The sequence below is a fragment of the Bacillus sp. CECT 9360 genome (genome assembly GCF_918741275.1).
GTDB lineage: Bacteria > Bacillota > Bacilli > Bacillales > DSM-1321 > Peribacillus.
In genome coordinates this window covers 176,037-191,503 of the sequence record NZ_CAKKNA010000007.1, presented here as the reverse complement: position 1 = coordinate 191,503, position 15,467 = coordinate 176,037, and the positions used below count along the sequence as shown (strand labels likewise).

Below are 15,467 nucleotides of genomic sequence, written 5' to 3'. Positions count from 1 at the left end.
ACCCCAAATCTATAGTTGAAATTCAGCTAGTTTATTCGGCAGGTCTTCACTTTTCATGAAGGTCTCGCCCACCAAAATCGCGTCTGCCCCGGCTGCTTTTACACGCAGCACGTCTTCCTTTGTCTTGATCCCGCTCTCGCTTATCAGCGCGCTTGAAGATTTTCCAAGTTCCTTCGCCAGCCTTTCTGTAACAGCCAAATCAACTTGAAATGTTTTTAAATCCCGATTATTGATGCCAATCATTTCCGCGCCTAAGCTGACCGCCCGATCCAATTCATGTTCATCATGCACTTCCGTTAACACTTCAAGACCTAATGATTTGGCAAAACGGTACAATTCCTGATGGCGCTGTACAGAAAGAGCCGCAGCAATCAATAAAATGACATCAGCACCTGCCCTTCTCGCCCGGTCTATCTGGATTTCGTCAATCATGAAATCTTTGCAAAGGAGCGGTACCATAACTTTCGCCCGGACTGCTTCTAAATCAGAAAAAGAGCCTTTAAAGAAATCCGTATCTGTCAAAACGGAAATACCTGAAGCGCCATGAGCTTCATAAATGTCAGCCTGCTGGGCAGGAATCACATCGGGATGGATATCTCCTTTGGAAGGGGATGCCCGCTTAATTTCCGCTATGATGCCAATGGAGTCTTTATTTTTAATGTCTGTATACAGCGAACGGCAAGGGGTCAAGAATTCCTTGCTCATGACATAGCCGCTCCTCTTTAGTTCGCTTACCTCTTCCTTTTTGCGCGCCAATATTTTCGATAAAATATCCTGCATTTACACCACCCCGCTTTTGGATTGATTATAGGATATGAGTGTTTCTAATTTTCTAAGAGCGTTGCCGCTATCGATGCTCTCATGCGCTAACGCAATCCCTTCCTTTATAGTGGAGGCCTTGCCGTTCGCATAGATGCCGAGTCCGGCATTAAGCAGGACCGTATCTCGGTGAGCGCCCTTTTTCCCTTTTAATACATCTAAAAGAATTTCACTGTTTTCCATCGCATCTCCGCCTCTAATTGCCGTATTATCATAAATCGGAAGATCCACTTCTTCCGGGTGGAGAGTAAAGCTGGTAATCTCGCCATTTTCAAGTAAGATAAGGCTGTTTGATCCCTGAAGGCTTGCTTCATCCATACTGCCTGCTCCATTTACAATGATTGCCCGTTTTCTTCCGAGTGAATCCAGCACTTTCGCAAACGGCTCCAGCATATCGTTCCGATAAACACCAAGCAACTGTGAAGTCAATTCCACCGGATTCGTTAATGGACCGATTAAATTGAAGACCGTCGAGATTTTCAATTCTCTCCTTATCTTCATAATCCGGGCCATTTTTGGATGGATATGCGGAGCAAACAAGAAGGCAATCCCATTCTCCATCAACATTTCTTCAATCTGAGACGGTGCGGCTTGTAAATCCACGCCCAGCTTTTCCAGTACGTCAGCGCTTCCTGTCTTGCTCGAAACACTCCTGTTCCCGTGTTTCGCGATTGTAATACCAGCTCCCGCGATTACGAAAGCGGAAGCTGTGCTGACATTAAAGCTTTGTGAACCATCTCCTCCCGTCCCACAATTGTCCATCACATTCTCCAGGTTATGGGTAATGCGCAACGCTTTATTACGTAAAACCTGGACAAGACTAGCGATTTCATCTGCTGTTTCCCCTTTTGATTTCAAGGAGACAAGGAAAGCTGCAATTTCGCTATCGGTTATTTCTTCTGAAAACAAAGATTCCGCCGCTAGTTTCATTTCCTCCTCTGATAAAGTTTTTTGCTCAGATAACTTTTCAAGAATCAATTTCATTCTTTTTTTCCCTCCTAGCTTGAAGAATAAATTCATGTAACATTTTTTTGCCTGTCTTCGTCCCGATCGATTCCGGATGAAACTGCACGCCATAAACTGGAAACGTAACATGTCGGATGGCCATGATTTCTCCATCGTTCATATCGCTAGCCATTACTTCAAATTCGTAAGGCAGGGTCTCCCTGTCGATGACAAGGGAGTGATACCTCATCACCTCGATCGGCTGTGATTGATATTCAAAAAACCCTTTCCCATTATGCGTAATAAGCGAGGTCTTACCATGGCAAATCCGTTTAGCTGTGATGATTTCCGCCCCGAATGCGGCAGCAATTGCCTGGTGCCCGAGGCACACGCCAAGAATCGGAATCGATTGATAAAAACGGTTGACCAAAGGGATGCAGATCCCCGCTTCCTCTGGACGGCCAGGTCCGGGTGAAATTACGATCGTTTCTGGCTTAAGGGCGTCTATTTCTTCAAGCGTAATCGCGTCGTTCCGCTTGACGACAATAGTTTCACCGAGTTCGGCAAGATACTGGTACAAGTTATAGGTGAATGAATCATAATTATCAATTAACAAAATCATGTTCTTTTTCCTCCATTAGTGATTTTGCTTTATTCATCGTTTCCTCATATTCTTTTTCGGGGATTGAATCATAGACAATTCCCGCTCCCGCCTGGACATATGCCGTTTTATCTTTAATAATCATCGTTCGGATCGCGAGTGCCATATCGAGATTACCGTTAAATGAGATATAACCGATTGCTCCCGAATAAAGGCCGCGCTTTACGTTCTCCAGTTCATTAATGATTTTCATCGCTTCTATTTTCGGGGCGCCTGAAACTGTTCCCGCCGGCAGACAGACGGCCAATGCATCCAATCCGGAGATGCCATCCTCCAGTTCACCGGACACTTCGGAAACAAGATGCATCACATATTGATAGCGTTCAATCAGCATCGATGCCGTAATGTCAATCGAACCGATCTTGCTGACCCTGCCAAGGTCATTTCTGCCCAGATCAACAAGCATCATGTGTTCAGCGATTTCTTTCTCATCTGAGAGCAAGGTTTTCTCCAACCGACTGTCTTCTTCCTCGCTGTCTCCCCTTGGCCTTGTGCCGGCAATTGGATTTAAAGCAACCTTTCTTCCGCTCACTTTCATCATGCTTTCCGGTGATGAGCCGAGGACGGCATAGTCTTCAAAATCAAGATAGAACATATATGGAGAAGGGTTTTTAACACGCAGCTTGCGGTAGACCTCGAATGGATCTCCGTCAAATCCTGATGTGAAACGCTGGGAAAGCACAATTTGAAAAATTTTGCCGGCAATGATTGATTCTTTCGCTTCCTTCACAAGTGATTCGAATTTCTCTTTAGGTATGGATGGACGGAACTTAAGTGCTGTTTTAACCCGACCGATAACGGGTTTTTCCTGTATTAGGAGCTCCTTCATCTTATCGATTCGATCCTGTAACACAGTTTCAGATTCATCAAGAGCGACGAGATGGACTTTTTGCAAGGCATGATCGAAAACAATCACTTCCTTATAAATCATGAAATGAGCTTCAGGCATATTCAGTTCATCATCAGGAACCTCACCGATTTCTTCATACTGGCGGATGACATCGTATCCAAGATAACCAATCGCCCCGCCATAAAACGGAAATGGCAATTCAGCACCTGTTTCTGTTAACAACTCTGTTTTTAAAAAGTCGAGGATCCTGCCTTTATGGCTTTCCACCGAGTTATTCCGCAAATCCGTAAGAGTTATCTCGTTATCCAAAGAGATAATTTCGAAGGCCGGGTTGCTTCCTAAGTATGAATAACGGCCATCACCCTCATGCTTGTTAGAGCTTTCCAGCAAGAATTTCTTCTTTCCGGCTAACTTCTGAAATAAGGAAACCGGAGTATGTGTGTCCCCGTCTAATGTCTCCAGCTTGCAGTTAAGCTTATTGTTCACATCATCACGTCCCCTCTTTTTCTAAAAAAAAAGTCCTCTGCAAACAGAAAATTCCTGTTTGCAGAGGACGATTATTGACCGCGGTGCCACCTCAGCTTGGAAGGCTTTTTATCGCCTTCCCGCTTTTCGGGTACATCTTTATTTATACCCTATCCCTGTAACGGTGGAATCCGGGCTCCCCTACTATTCATTCAAGGCGCCTCTCATAAGTCCATTCACCACTTTTTAGCGTACCGGTTTCCACCTTTCCCGGCTCTCTGTATCGCATCTAAAATGGCTACTACTCTTACTCAACGATTTGCGTATTCAGTTTAAAAAACACAAAAAGGGCCCTCATCCAAAAGGACGAGGAACCCGTGGTACCACCTTTATTAGCTTTAAAAGCTCACTTTACGGCAATAATAATTTGCCTGCCTTTTGTAACGATAAGGCGCGTTCGCCAAGGCCTACTTCCGCGAGCGGTTTCGGTTTGGGGCTCGAAAGTCCATTCACTAAACGATACATACCGGTTCACACCTGCCACCGGCTCTCTAAAATGCATCCATTAAGCTACTCTTCTTCGTCAATGCCGTTTATAAATAATTCTTATTAAACATAATAAAACGTCTGAACATACTAAGTCAAGAATTATCTCGAAAGATTTTGAATTTTTTGTGTAAACTATTTCATCGAAATCCATTCACCATCTTGTACTTCTTTGGCCTTCTTCATTACCAAATAAGCTGAATAACCGCTGACTAACTCAAATTCGTCGGTGTAGTTTTTTTCATCCGCCTTACCGGGAACGATTTCTTTGAACCTGCGATAAGCGGACATGATTTCTTCTTTCAGGACTTTGCTTTCGTATGCCTTTTCCACCGCTTCAAAAAAGTGAATGACATCAACGATTTCCTCAGTTGTCCAGTCCATATCCATTGGATATTGATAATCCATTTGTGCCACCTGCTTAAGAATAGTAGTACACCTTCCCAAAGTGTCCGTTTGATTATGTTGCCCATTTTTGCCTGATTGCTCCCGCTTCCTTGATCATTCTGTCAAATAGCTCGGAAACTGTCGGTACATCGTGGATTAACCCCATTACCTGTCCTGCCCAGGCGAATCCTTCATCAAGAACTCCATCATGAATGTAGCGTTTGTTTGCCTGCCCGCTTATGTAATCCTTTAACACTTCGTACTCGCCGCGTTCTTTTTCAATTTCAAGGATTCTGTCAGTCCAGCTATTGGAGATTACCCTTGCAGGTGCACCAATGGAGCGTTTGATGACAACCGTTCCATTTTCATCTCCTTCTAAGAGGGCTTGTTTATAAAGAGTGTGAGCGTGCACACATTCTTTCGTCGCGATAAATCTCGTACCCATCTCAATTCCTTCTGCTCCAAGTGAGAGACCGGCCATTAACCCGCGTCCGTCGCCGAGGCCCCCTGAAGCAATAACCGGTATCGACACCGAATCGGCCACCTGGGGAATCAGTACGGTTGTGCCAATATCATCCCTGCCTAAATGGCCGCCGCCTTCCTGCCCGACAACCATTACGGCATCCGCACCCAATTCTTCTGCCTTGACTGCCTGCCTTTTTGCTGCAACGAGAACGAGCTTCTTCACATTTGTCCCTTTTAATAAATCAAAAAAAGGAGCCGGGTTGCCGCCAGTAATGGAAACTACAGAAATTCCTTCCTCCATTGCCGCTTCGAGAAAGTTCTCAAACGTTCTCCCATGCTGTCCGATTGCAAAATTAACTCCAAACGGTTTGTCAGTCATGCTTTTTGTCTTACGAATTTCCGCGCGGAGATCCTCGGGCGTCTGTAGGCTCATCGCGGTGACCTGCCCAAGCCCTCCCGCATTCGAAACAGCTGCAGCAAGATCGGCATAAGCCAAATGGGCAAGCCCGCCTTGTATAATCGGATATGTAATGCCCAGCAATTCTGTTACCCTCGTATTCCAGTCCATGAAAACTCCCCTTCCATTCGTGTATCATTCCTTTTTTCAGTTTAAAGAAATTCTGTCAAGAAAACCAGAACTATCCTTTCGCACATTTTTTAAAGTAGAATGTAATTTCTTTGCAAACACTATAATAGATGCTATAATTCATTTGTTTTATGCTAATTTTTTTTCAGAAGAGGTGTTATGAAGAATTGTCACAATATGATACACCCTTATTCACAGGTTTAATCCAGCACGCAAAAAAAAATCCAGTCCAATTTCATATACCCGGACATAAGAAAGGGGCGGGCATTGATCCGGATTTTCGCGAATTCATAGGTGAAAATGCGCTATCGATCGACTTGATCAATATCGCTCCATTAGACGATCTCCATCAACCAAAAGGAATGATTAAGCAAGCCCAAGATCTGGCGGCAGAAGCCTTTGGAGCAGATCATACTTTTTTTTCCGTTCAAGGGACAAGCGGCGCGATCATGACGATGGTGATGGCGGTTTGCGGCCCTGGAGACAAGATTATTGTTCCAAGAAACGTTCATAAATCGGTTATGTCTGCTATCGTTTTTTCGGGAGCCGTGCCGATATTTATCCATCCGGAAATTGACAAAAACCTCGGGATCTCCCATGGGATTACGACTGAATCTGTGGAACACGCACTAGAGCAACATCCTGATGCAAAAGGATTGCTTGTCATTAATCCAACGTATTTCGGGATTTCAGCAGACTTAAAGAAAATCGTCGAAATTGCCCATTCCTATGACGTTCCCGTACTTGTGGACGAAGCCCATGGGGTTCATATCCATTTTCATGATGATTTGCCACTGTCAGCCATGCAGGCGGGTGCGGATATGGCAGCCACGAGCGTTCATAAACTCGGAGGCTCCCTGACACAAAGCTCGATCTTGAACGTCCGGGAAGGCCTTGTTTCAGCAAATCGAGTGCAATCGATCCTGAGCATGCTCACAACAACATCTACATCATATTTGTTGCTGGCTTCTCTGGATGTAGCCAGAAAACAGCTCGCCACCGGCGGCAAGGAATTGATTGCTCAAACGATTTCTCTTGCTGACTATATACGCGGAGAAATCAACAAAATTTCAGACCTGCATTGTATTGGCAAGGAAATTCTCGGCAGCAAAGCAACTTTTGACCTAGACCCTACCAAGCTGATTATTTCGGTGAAAGATCTTGGTATTTCCGGTTATGATGTGGAGAAATGGCTTCGCGAAAAGCATAATATCGAAGTGGAGATGTCCGATTTATACAACATCCTCTGTATTATTACACCTGGGGATACGAAGAAAGAGGCAGACCTATTAATCAATGCCCTCAAGGATATTTCTGAAGAGTTCCGAAAATATACAGCAAAGGAAGGCAAAACGGAAACCGAAGTGTTGCTGCCTAATATTCCCACCCTTACGGTAACACCACGGGACGCTTTTTATGCCGACACCGAAATCGTACCAATCGACGAGTCCATCGGCCGGACCAGTGCCGAGTTTATCATGGTATATCCCCCAGGAATTCCGATTTTTATTCCAGGGGAAATTATCACAAAAGAAAACGTCGAATACATTAAGAAAAATATCGAAGTCGGCTTACCTGTTCAGGGACCTGAAGACAGCGAGCTAAAATTCCTCCGGGTCATTAAGGAATTCAAAGCAATACGATAATGAATTAATCATGATAAAGAAAACTCGCCTCCGCCTTCGCTTTTTAAGGCGGAAGCAAAGGCGGAGTTTACTTATCTCAGATTGGAACCTTTGTTTTTACTTCCTTTTATCCAAAAGAGCCGGCATTCGAGAAGCCGGCTCTTCTTATAATTATTCTTCCGTATGATCCTCTGACCCGCAGCCGCAATTTGAGTAAAGCACGTTCACTTTTTCATCCTCATAATGATCCATTGTGACATTGCATTGTTGACAAACGATTGTTCCCATTTTTCAATCCCCTTCCTAATGATTAGTTTTAGTAGAAATTAAATGAAAACGCTTTATCTTTATAAATCTATAATAATATAACACAATTACTTTTTCAAGCTTTAATTGTATGTCACATTAAATGTTTTCGGTGTTTATTTTGGATCTTTTTCAAATTTAATCCAAATAAGGTATATCAGAATGATTCTTTTTGGCAGATTATTTAAAGAAAATTCGTCGACTGACGAGTCGTAAGGCGGAGTTTAGACGTAGTTGCCCTTATGCAGAAAGGAAAAAGAGCCAATTATGGCTCTTTCGATTATTATTCATATTGGGATTGAAACGGGATCTCCGGCAAGGTTTCTTTAAAAAATTCCGCTAATTCAACAGCATGTGCGCGTTCAATTTTAAAAGCAGCCTGTAAATATTCCAAGTCCTGACTGTCATTTAATTCCAGGAGGGTAGAACGACCTGTTTGCATACATATTACCAACGGCTTTCCAAAAAACATATTCGTATAGACGATTCCAAAATCAAATCTGGTTTCACTTGCGGTAAATCCAACAAACCTGACCTTGACAGTTTCGTTCTCATCATATAGTTTTTCGAAAAGTTCCATATTTACCTCCTTTTTAAACAATTATTAGAATATTATTATAATTCAGATAACCATATTATTCAAGTGAAAACCCTTGCTAATACTATTGTATAAAGCTGTAAAAGAATGCTAGAATGAAAACGAATACATAAAGACTCATTTTATAGGGGGAATGAGAATGACCGAAAATGCCTATATAAAACTGGTTCCCGGTTCAGACAAAGAAACGATAACACTTGACGAGGTAAAAGAATTATTTAGTTATTATAAGGAGATTACATCAAAGACTGGTGCTCAGTTAGCATGGAACTATGAAAACCAGGCTTTTCCATATGAAATGAAAGAAACGCTTGATTCAAAAGGGGAATGGATGTATCTTCAATCTGCTTCAGATCGTTATAATGTCATTTTACTTGGAATCGATCAAGAGAAAATCACCGATGATTCAAACCATGAAAGAATACAATCTTACATACAAGTGACACTTCCTGAATCAGCAACATACGGGGATAAAGGAAAAGCAAATGAGTTTTGCAAATTTCTCGCAAAAAAGCTAAAGGGCGAGCTGCACTTATTCAACAAAAGGATTATGTATTATTATCCTCGAAAGTAGGGGAACGTTTAAGGCATCAGGAAATTAACCTGAAGCCTTTCTTTTCAAGGAGTTTCTATCAATTCAGGGTCGAGCATTTCATAGCCTTTTGCCTGCAGCCCCGTAATGATTCCGGAAATTGCCTCGCTAGTCCAAGCTCTGTCATGCATAAGCAGATTGGCTCCGTTTATCAGATATGGTGAGTTCACCATAATTTGGGTCAGTGCCTCTTTTGATTGATAATTCTTCTCCCAGTCGTAGCCATACGTCCAATTCATGACCAGCATTTTTTCCTCGGTTGCAAGTTTCTTGGAAAAATCGGTATTCATGCCAAACGGCGCGCGGAAAAACTTCGGCCGCTCCCCGATTATCGCTTCAACCGCATCATTCAGTTTCACGATTTCATTTCTTTGCTCAGATTCGGACAAGTCCTTTAATGTAGCATGACTCTGCGTGTGGTTTCCGATCGCAAAGCCCATCTCATGAATTTGTTTCAGAACTGCCTTTTCTTCTTCACTGTCTAGGAAATGTCCATTTACAAAGAAAATCGCGTTCACATTATGTGATTTGAGCGTTTTTGCGATCTCTAACGAATGTTTATCCGGCGCATCATCGAAAGTTAATAGGACCACCTTTGCGTTGGCGTTAGAAATAGGATTGACAGACGAATTAGCCGGATTAAGACGGTATTGCGGTGTTACATTTTTCACCACCTGCTCCGTCTCTTCATCTTCAATGTTCCCTTTCTCCTCGTTCTCATGTTTAGACGGCTCTTTTTGTTCATCCTTCGTTTCTTTCTGTTCCGTTTTAGTTTGCAGTTTTTCTTTGCTTTCTACTTCCGAGGAAGCCTGGTTCCCGCTGCACCCAGTTAAAAGAAAGCAAAAGAAAACAGTACTTAGAAGTAGTCGTTTTTTTCTCAATGATGTACCTCCCGCTCGATTCAATATGGCAGAAATTCTTTAAGAAGAAGCTGTAAGAAGGCATAGCTGATTAAACTGGTGCAGGTAATAAGGATCGTGCTTCTATTTGACTTCAGAATCGCTTTTCCGATATAGGAGGCAAGATAGCAAAACACTAAAAACATCAACACTTTGAAAAGCATTCGGTCGTGATCCGATAACCACTCTACTACAGTATAACCACTCCAGACGATTATTTGAAAGAGGAATACAATGTAATTTTTCAAAGTATTCAGCCTCACTTTAGTAAGATCCTTTATTTTTCTATAACCTTTCTACATGTTTTCAAACATGCTTCCACTCTTTTTTAAGGCTCAAACTTGTCCATTATATCCAATTATATGGCTGAAAAACAAAAAAAAGCACACTTACCAAATGGTAAGTGTGCTTTTTTAGCATTTACTTAATAATATGGATTGGGCTGCCCAGGGCTACTTCAGCAGCTTCCATAGTGATTTCACCCAATGTCGGGTGAGCGTGAATCGTCATGGCGATATCTTCAGCAGTCATGCCAGCTTCAATAGCCAGTCCTAGTTCTGCAATCATGTCACTTGCTCCAGGCCCGGCAATTTGTGCACCGATTACCAGCCCGTCTTCCTTTCGGGTTACGAGCTTCATGAAACCATCTGCGTTATTTAAAGAAAGAGCACGTCCGTTAGCTGCAAATGGGAATTTCGCACCTGCTGCTTCAATTCCTTCATCCTTCGCTTGCTTTTCCGTATACCCTACAGAAGCAAGTTCCGGTTCAGAGAAAACAACGGCAGGGATAGCAAGATAGTCAATTTCAGAAGTTTGTCCGGCAATTGCCTCAGCGGCAATCTTACCTTCATATGAGGCTTTATGGGCCAATGGAGGTCCCTGGACAATGTCTCCGATTGCGTAGATATTGCTAACACTTGTACGGGCTTGTTTGTCGATTTCAACAAGGCCTCTTTCAGTCAATTTGACTCCAATTTGCTCAAGTCCTAGTTCGTCAGTGTTTGGACGGCGTCCAACAGTTACCAATACATAATCAGCTTCGACTTTCTTTTCTTCGCCTTTTGCTTCATACGTGACAACAACGCCGTTCTCTGTCTCTTCCACACCTTTTGCGGTCGCTTTCGTAACGATTTCAGCGCCTTTTTTCTTAAGGTTTCTTGCTACAAGTGATGACATTTGCTTTTCAAAGCCCATAAGAATTTCATCGAGGCCTTCCAAAATGGTTACCTTGGTTCCGAAGTTGGCAAACGCGCCGCCAAGTTCTGTTCCAATATAACCGCCGCCGATTACAACCATGGAAGCCGGTATTTCTTCCAGAGCAAGAGCGCCGGTAGAGTTAATGACGCGCTTAGAATATTTAAACGCAGGCAACTCGATAGGAGTTGAGCCTGTTGCGATGATCGCATTCTTGAATGTATACGTTTGAGCGGAAGTTTCACTCATAACGCGAAGGGTATTGCCATCAACAAAGTAAGCCTCTCCGCTGACCGTTTCAACCTTGTTTCCTTTCAGAAGTCCGGCAACACCGCCAGTCAGTTTATTAACGACAGAGCCTTTCCAAGCCTGGACTTTAGAAAAGTCTACCTTCACATTCTCAGCTGTAATCCCCATATCCTCTGAATGCTGTGCTTCATGAAATCTGTGTCCCGCAGAAATTAAAGCTTTAGATGGGATGCAGCCAACGTTAAGGCACACTCCGCCTACCGTCCCTTTTTCTACGACTGTAACTTTTTGTCCAAGCTGGGCGGCACGGATAGCAGCAACATAACCGCCGGGGCCTGCACCAATTACTATAGTATCTGTTTCAATTGGGAAATCTCCTACTACCATTTTATTACGCCTCCATTAACAATAGTTCTGGATCGTTAAGCAATCTCTTGATGTGATTTAATGCATTTTGTGCTGTCGCACCGTCAATGATTCGGTGGTCAAAGCTTAATGATAATGCCAATACTGGAGCGGCAACGATTTCACCGTCGCGAACGATTGGCTTCTCAGCGATGCGGCCGATTCCAAGGATGGCCACTTCAGGATGATTGATTACAGGTGTGAACCATTGGCCGCCTGCGGAACCGATATTTGTGATCGTACAAGAAGCGCCCTTCATTTCATCTGGAGCTAATTTGCCGTCACGTGCTTTGCCTGCCAGTTCATTGATCTCGTTAGAAATAGCAAAGGTGGATTTACGGTCTGCATCCTTAACAACCGGAACAAGAAGTCCTCTATCCGTATCTGCAGCGATCCCAATGTTGTAATAATGCTTTTGGATGATCTCGCCTGCTTCATCATCAATAGAAGTGTTTAAAGCAGGGAATTCACGCAATGCACTTGTCAATGCTTTAACAACGTAAGGAAGGAATGTAAGCTTGATTTCTTTTTGCGCTGCAATTTCCTTGAACTTCTTACGGTGAGCCACCAATTTGGTTACATCGATTTCATCCATTAATGTCACATGCGGCGCTGTGTGCTTAGAATTTACCATTGCTTTTGCAATCATTTTTCTTATCCCGCTCATTTTCTCACGAGTTTCGGGATACTGTCCAGCAGGAATTGTAGCAGCCGTTTTTTCCGTTGCTTTTTCTGCAGGTTGTCCAGCCTTCGCTTCCTCGGCATTAGCAGGAATTGCGGCACCTCCGTTAAGGAAGCCATCGATATCATCTTTCATGATACGTCCGTTGTCTCCACTTCCTGCTACCTGGCGGATTTCAACGCCTTTTTCACGCGCGTATTTACGAACAGAAGGCATCGCGATTATGCGACGGTTAGGATCCTCCACTTCAACTTGAGGCTGAGCACCTGCGCCTGTTGCACCGGTTGCTGCTTGCCCAGGAGCTTGTTCTTTTTTCACTTCCTGCCCTGCTTCTGCAGTTGACTGGACTTGTGCTTCTGTCTTGCTTTCACCTTTAGCTTCCTCTTCATGATCACCTTTGAACTGCAGGTTTTCATATCCTGGAGCATCTAATGTAACGAGCACATCTCCAACTGTTGCCACTGTACCTTCTTCAACTAGAATTTCTTCGACAGTACCTTCAACAGGTGACGGAATTTCCACAACGGCTTTATCGTTTTGAACCTCACAAAGCACATCGTCTTCTTGGACCTTATCACCTGGTTTAATAAACCACTTAACAATTTCACCTTCGTGAATACCTTCTCCGATATCAGGGAGTCTAAATTGGAATGCCACTGAATTCAACCTCCTATTATTCAATCATGTCATTAGTCCGACCAGTCATTCAAGTAATCTGCCTAAAGGATTTGGGAGCCTCTAAACAGATAGTTTATACATGTTTAGAAGTTCAATACTTTCTTCGCTGTTTCGATAATATCCTTAAAGTTCGGAAGCCAAGCCCCTTCTGCTTGAGAGAATGGGTAAACAGTATCAGCAGCAGTTACACGCAATACCGGAGCTTCCAAGCTTAAGATAGCACGTTCATTGATTTCAGCGACAACATTTGCCGCTACACCAGCCTGCCTTTGAGCTTCCTGTACAACAACCACACGTCCTGTTTTTTCAACAGATGCAATAATTGTTTCAATATCAAGCGGCTGAATTGTCCGCAAATCGACTACCTCAACTGAATAGCCTTCTTTCTCGAGCTCTTCGGCAGCTTTTAATGATTCATGAACCATTGCTCCATAAGTGATAATTGATAAATCGGATCCCTCACGTTTAACATCCGCCTTGCCAATTTCAATTGTGTATTCTTCTTCAGGAACTTCTGCACGGAAGGCACGATATAATTTCAAGTGCTCAAGAAAAATAACCGGATCATTGTCCCGGATTGCTGAGATTAGTAACCCTTTGGCATCATATGGAGTAGATGGAACGACAACTTTAAGGCCAGGTGATTGAGTCATAAGCCCTTCTAAGCTATCTGAGTGCATTTCCGGAGTATGAACTCCTCCCCCAAATGGTGAGCGTACTGTTATTGGTTGGCTATAACGGCCACCTGAACGGTAGCGTGTACGAGCCATTTGGCCAACGATGGAATCCATTACTTCGAACACAAATCCAAAGAATTGGATTTCCATAACTGGACGAAAGCCTTGAAGGCCTAACCCAATAGCTAACCCACCTATACCAGATTCAGCAAGCGGAGTATCAAAAACACGGTCTTCACCGAATTCTTTCTGCAATCCTTCTGTCGCACGGAAAACACCGCCGTTTACGCCAATATCTTCCCCGAATAGAAGCACGTTTTCATTATTGCGAAGCTCTGTACGTAACGCATCCGTGATTGCTTGTATCATAGTCATTTGAGCCATGGCTTACTTCGACTCCTTTTCTTTATATATTTCAAATTGTTCTTTTAAGTTATAAGGCATGTCCTCATACATATTCTCTATTAAATCCGTTACTTTTTGTTTTGGTGTTTCATCAGCAATTTTGATTGCTTCTTTAATATCTTCTTTCGCTTTTTCAATTGTGGAGTTTTCCAGCTCTTCGTTCCAGATCCCTTTCTTTTCAAGGAACTTGCGGAAACGTACAAGCGGATCTTTCTGCTCCCACTCGTTATCAAGGTCAGATGTGCGGTACCGTGTCGGATCGTCACCCGCCATCGTATGTGGGCCATATCGGTATGTCAATGTTTCAATAAGCGTAGGGCCTTCGCCATTTACAGCCCGTTCACGCGCTTGCTTAACAGCTGCATAAACAGCTAACGGATCCATTCCGTCTACTTGAATTCCCGGAATACCAGCCGCGACTGCTTTTTGAGCAATGGTCTGTGCTGCTGACTGTTTTTCAACAGGCGTCGAGATGGCAAAACGGTTGTTTTGGACAACAAAGATTGCAGGTGCTTTGAAAGCGCCCGCGAAGTTCATGCCTTCATAGAAGTCCCCCTGGGAAGCTCCTCCATCGCCTGTATAAGTAATAGCGACTGATTTAGCGCCTCGCTTCTTCATGCCCAGCGCAACACCGGCAGCTTGTACATATTGCGCACCGATGATGATTTGTGGAGAAATGACATTGACGCCTTCTGGAATTTGATTCCCTTTAAAATGTCCTCTTGAGAATAAGAAAGCCTGTGATAGCGGAAGACCGTGCCAAATCAATTGTGGTACATCCCGGTATCCTGGAAGAATAAAGTCTTCTTTTTCCAAGGCGAATTGAGAAGCCAATTGTGAAGCTTCCTGCCCTGCTGTAGGAGCATAGAACCCCAGTCTCCCCTGACGGTTCAAAGAGATGGATCGTTGGTCCAGTATTCGCGTATATACCATCCTTCTCATCAATTCTTGTAATTGATCATCGCTTAAATCGGGCATTGCCGCTTCATTAACGATTTCACCTTGTTCATTTAAAATCTGTAACGTTTGAAACTGCTCTGTAACTGCTTCACTCTGTTTTTTTACATCAAATTGAGCTTTTTTTGTCTTAGAAGCCATTTACATCACCCCATCCTTCCATATATAAGGTTTTATATTTACCATAAAGCATTTTTTCATGTCGTCGTTTTGCCCCCATGTTCATAACAGTGTTTATTTTCCACAATAAACAGCAGTGAAACATTCCTATTCTAATGATAAACTGTACCAATTAAAATGACAAACAATATAGTACAATGCTTTATTCAGTTTTAATTTTACCGAACAACTTTTAATTCGTCAATTAGTTAGAATTACAACTTTACAACATTGATAGCGTTTTTATATGACTTATTACACATCACCTTTTTTTGAAACTGTTATACAATAATTTTTAAGTCTGTATTATATAAAAA

15 protein-coding genes and 2 other annotated features are annotated in these 15,467 nt (G+C 43.1%); of the genes, 2 read left to right on the top strand and 13 right to left on the bottom strand.

The features are described from left to right. Positions 1-9: 9 nt before the first annotated feature. The 6 genes from trpC to LQ216_RS10780 all read right to left on the bottom strand — a co-directional run bounded on the left by trpC (position 10) and on the right by LQ216_RS10780 (position 5,706). A complete protein-coding gene (trpC, locus tag LQ216_RS10805; RefSeq protein ID WP_230129314.1) occupies positions 10-780 on the bottom strand; it encodes an indole-3-glycerol phosphate synthase TrpC in 771 nt (256 codons plus the stop codon). Next, a complete protein-coding gene (gene trpD / locus LQ216_RS10800) occupies positions 781-1,803 on the bottom strand; it encodes an anthranilate phosphoribosyltransferase (RefSeq protein WP_230129313.1) in 1,023 nt (340 codons plus the stop codon). It lies immediately after the preceding gene. After that, positions 1,787-2,386 (bottom strand): aminodeoxychorismate/anthranilate synthase component II, encoded by a 600-nt coding sequence (locus LQ216_RS10795; protein ID WP_230129312.1) that lies wholly within the window; start codon positions 2,384-2,386, stop codon positions 1,787-1,789. The genes trpD and LQ216_RS10795 overlap by 17 nt, the downstream gene beginning before the upstream one ends. Beyond that, a complete protein-coding gene (trpE, locus tag LQ216_RS10790) occupies positions 2,370-3,761 on the bottom strand; it encodes an anthranilate synthase component I (RefSeq protein WP_230129311.1) in 1,392 nt (463 codons plus the stop codon). Before trpE ends, LQ216_RS10795 begins: the two co-directional genes overlap by 17 nt. A gap of 60 nt (positions 3,762-3,821) precedes the next feature. Continuing rightward, positions 3,822-4,064: a binding site (T-box leader), on the bottom strand. Between the two features lie 35 nt (positions 4,065-4,099). After that, positions 4,100-4,336, bottom strand: a binding site (T-box leader). 85 nt (positions 4,337-4,421) lie between these two features. Next, a complete protein-coding gene (locus tag LQ216_RS10785) occupies positions 4,422-4,694 on the bottom strand; it encodes a UPF0223 family protein (RefSeq protein WP_230129310.1) in 273 nt (90 codons plus the stop codon). A gap of 52 nt (positions 4,695-4,746) precedes the next feature. After that, a complete protein-coding gene (locus LQ216_RS10780) occupies positions 4,747-5,706 on the bottom strand; it encodes a nitronate monooxygenase family protein (RefSeq protein WP_230129309.1) in 960 nt (319 codons plus the stop codon). Positions 5,707-5,891: 185 nt separating this feature from the next. On the opposite strand from LQ216_RS10780, the gene LQ216_RS10775 reads away from it, so the two are divergent. Next, positions 5,892-7,370, top strand: coding sequence for an aminotransferase class I/II-fold pyridoxal phosphate-dependent enzyme (locus LQ216_RS10775; RefSeq protein WP_230129308.1), 1,479 nt, complete (start codon positions 5,892-5,894; stop codon positions 7,368-7,370). Between the two features lie 150 nt (positions 7,371-7,520). Here the strand turns inward: LQ216_RS10775 and LQ216_RS10770 are convergent, their stop codons facing one another. Continuing rightward, positions 7,521-7,637, bottom strand: coding sequence for a GapA-binding peptide SR1P (locus tag LQ216_RS10770; RefSeq protein ID WP_230129307.1), 117 nt, complete (start codon positions 7,635-7,637; stop codon positions 7,521-7,523). Positions 7,638-7,938: 301 nt separating this feature from the next. Next, the gene (locus LQ216_RS10765; RefSeq protein WP_230129306.1) at positions 7,939-8,235 is read right to left on the bottom strand and encodes a DUF3055 domain-containing protein; all 297 of its coding nucleotides are present in this window, start codon (positions 8,233-8,235) and stop codon (positions 7,939-7,941) included. A 157-nt stretch (positions 8,236-8,392) separates the two neighbouring features. On the opposite strand from LQ216_RS10765, the gene LQ216_RS10760 reads away from it, so the two are divergent. After that, positions 8,393-8,827, top strand: coding sequence for a DUF1885 family protein (locus tag LQ216_RS10760; protein ID WP_230129305.1), 435 nt, complete (start codon positions 8,393-8,395; stop codon positions 8,825-8,827). A gap of 44 nt (positions 8,828-8,871) precedes the next feature. Here LQ216_RS10760 and LQ216_RS10755 read toward each other — a convergent pair whose 3' ends face one another. The 5 genes from LQ216_RS10755 to pdhA form a co-directional block, all read right to left on the bottom strand. Continuing rightward, positions 8,872-9,726: a polysaccharide deacetylase family protein gene (locus tag LQ216_RS10755; RefSeq protein WP_230129304.1), complete on the bottom strand. Its 855-nt coding sequence runs from the start codon at positions 9,724-9,726 to the stop codon at positions 8,872-8,874. Positions 9,727-10,164: 438 nt separating this feature from the next. Beyond that, entirely contained in the window at positions 10,165-11,574 is a 1,410-nt protein-coding gene (gene lpdA / locus LQ216_RS10745) for a dihydrolipoyl dehydrogenase (protein WP_230129303.1), read from the bottom strand. A gap of 4 nt (positions 11,575-11,578) precedes the next feature. Beyond that, the gene (locus LQ216_RS10740) at positions 11,579-12,931 is read right to left on the bottom strand and encodes a dihydrolipoamide acetyltransferase family protein (RefSeq protein ID WP_230129302.1); all 1,353 of its coding nucleotides are present in this window, start codon (positions 12,929-12,931) and stop codon (positions 11,579-11,581) included. Between the two features lie 104 nt (positions 12,932-13,035). Continuing rightward, entirely contained in the window at positions 13,036-14,013 is a 978-nt protein-coding gene (locus LQ216_RS10735) for an alpha-ketoacid dehydrogenase subunit beta (RefSeq protein ID WP_230129301.1), read from the bottom strand. 3 nt (positions 14,014-14,016) lie between these two features. Next, the gene (gene pdhA / locus LQ216_RS10730) at positions 14,017-15,132 is read right to left on the bottom strand and encodes a pyruvate dehydrogenase (acetyl-transferring) E1 component subunit alpha (protein WP_230129300.1); all 1,116 of its coding nucleotides are present in this window, start codon (positions 15,130-15,132) and stop codon (positions 14,017-14,019) included. Positions 15,133-15,467 lie beyond the last annotated feature (335 nt).

What these genes read in the sequence shown, in the direction of transcription:
- trpC (WP_230129314.1), bottom strand. Translation starts at nt 780, where the DNA reads ATGCAGGATATTTTATCGAAAATATTGGCGCGCAAAAAGGAAGAGGTA.
- trpD (WP_230129313.1), bottom strand. Translation starts at nt 1,803, where the DNA reads ATGAAATTGATTCTTGAAAAGTTATCTGAGCAAAAAACTTTATCAGAG.
- LQ216_RS10795 (WP_230129312.1), bottom strand. Translation starts at nt 2,386, where the DNA reads ATGATTTTGTTAATTGATAATTATGATTCATTCACCTATAACTTGTAC.
- LQ216_RS10785 (WP_230129310.1), bottom strand. Translation starts at nt 4,694, where the DNA reads ATGGATTATCAATATCCAATGGATATGGACTGGACAACTGAGGAAATC.
- LQ216_RS10780 (WP_230129309.1), bottom strand. Translation starts at nt 5,706, where the DNA reads ATGGACTGGAATACGAGGGTAACAGAATTGCTGGGCATTACATATCCG.
- LQ216_RS10770 (WP_230129307.1), bottom strand. Translation starts at nt 7,637, where the DNA reads ATGGGAACAATCGTTTGTCAACAATGCAATGTCACAATGGATCATTAT.
- LQ216_RS10765 (WP_230129306.1), bottom strand. Translation starts at nt 8,235, where the DNA reads ATGGAACTTTTCGAAAAACTATATGATGAGAACGAAACTGTCAAGGTC.
- LQ216_RS10760 (WP_230129305.1), top strand. Translation starts at nt 8,393, where the DNA reads ATGACCGAAAATGCCTATATAAAACTGGTTCCCGGTTCAGACAAAGAA.
- lpdA (WP_230129303.1), bottom strand. Translation starts at nt 11,574, where the DNA reads ATGGTAGTAGGAGATTTCCCAATTGAAACAGATACTATAGTAATTGGT.
- LQ216_RS10735 (WP_230129301.1), bottom strand. Translation starts at nt 14,013, where the DNA reads ATGGCTCAAATGACTATGATACAAGCAATCACGGATGCGTTACGTACA.
- pdhA (WP_230129300.1), bottom strand. Translation starts at nt 15,132, where the DNA reads ATGGCTTCTAAGACAAAAAAAGCTCAATTTGATGTAAAAAAACAGAGT.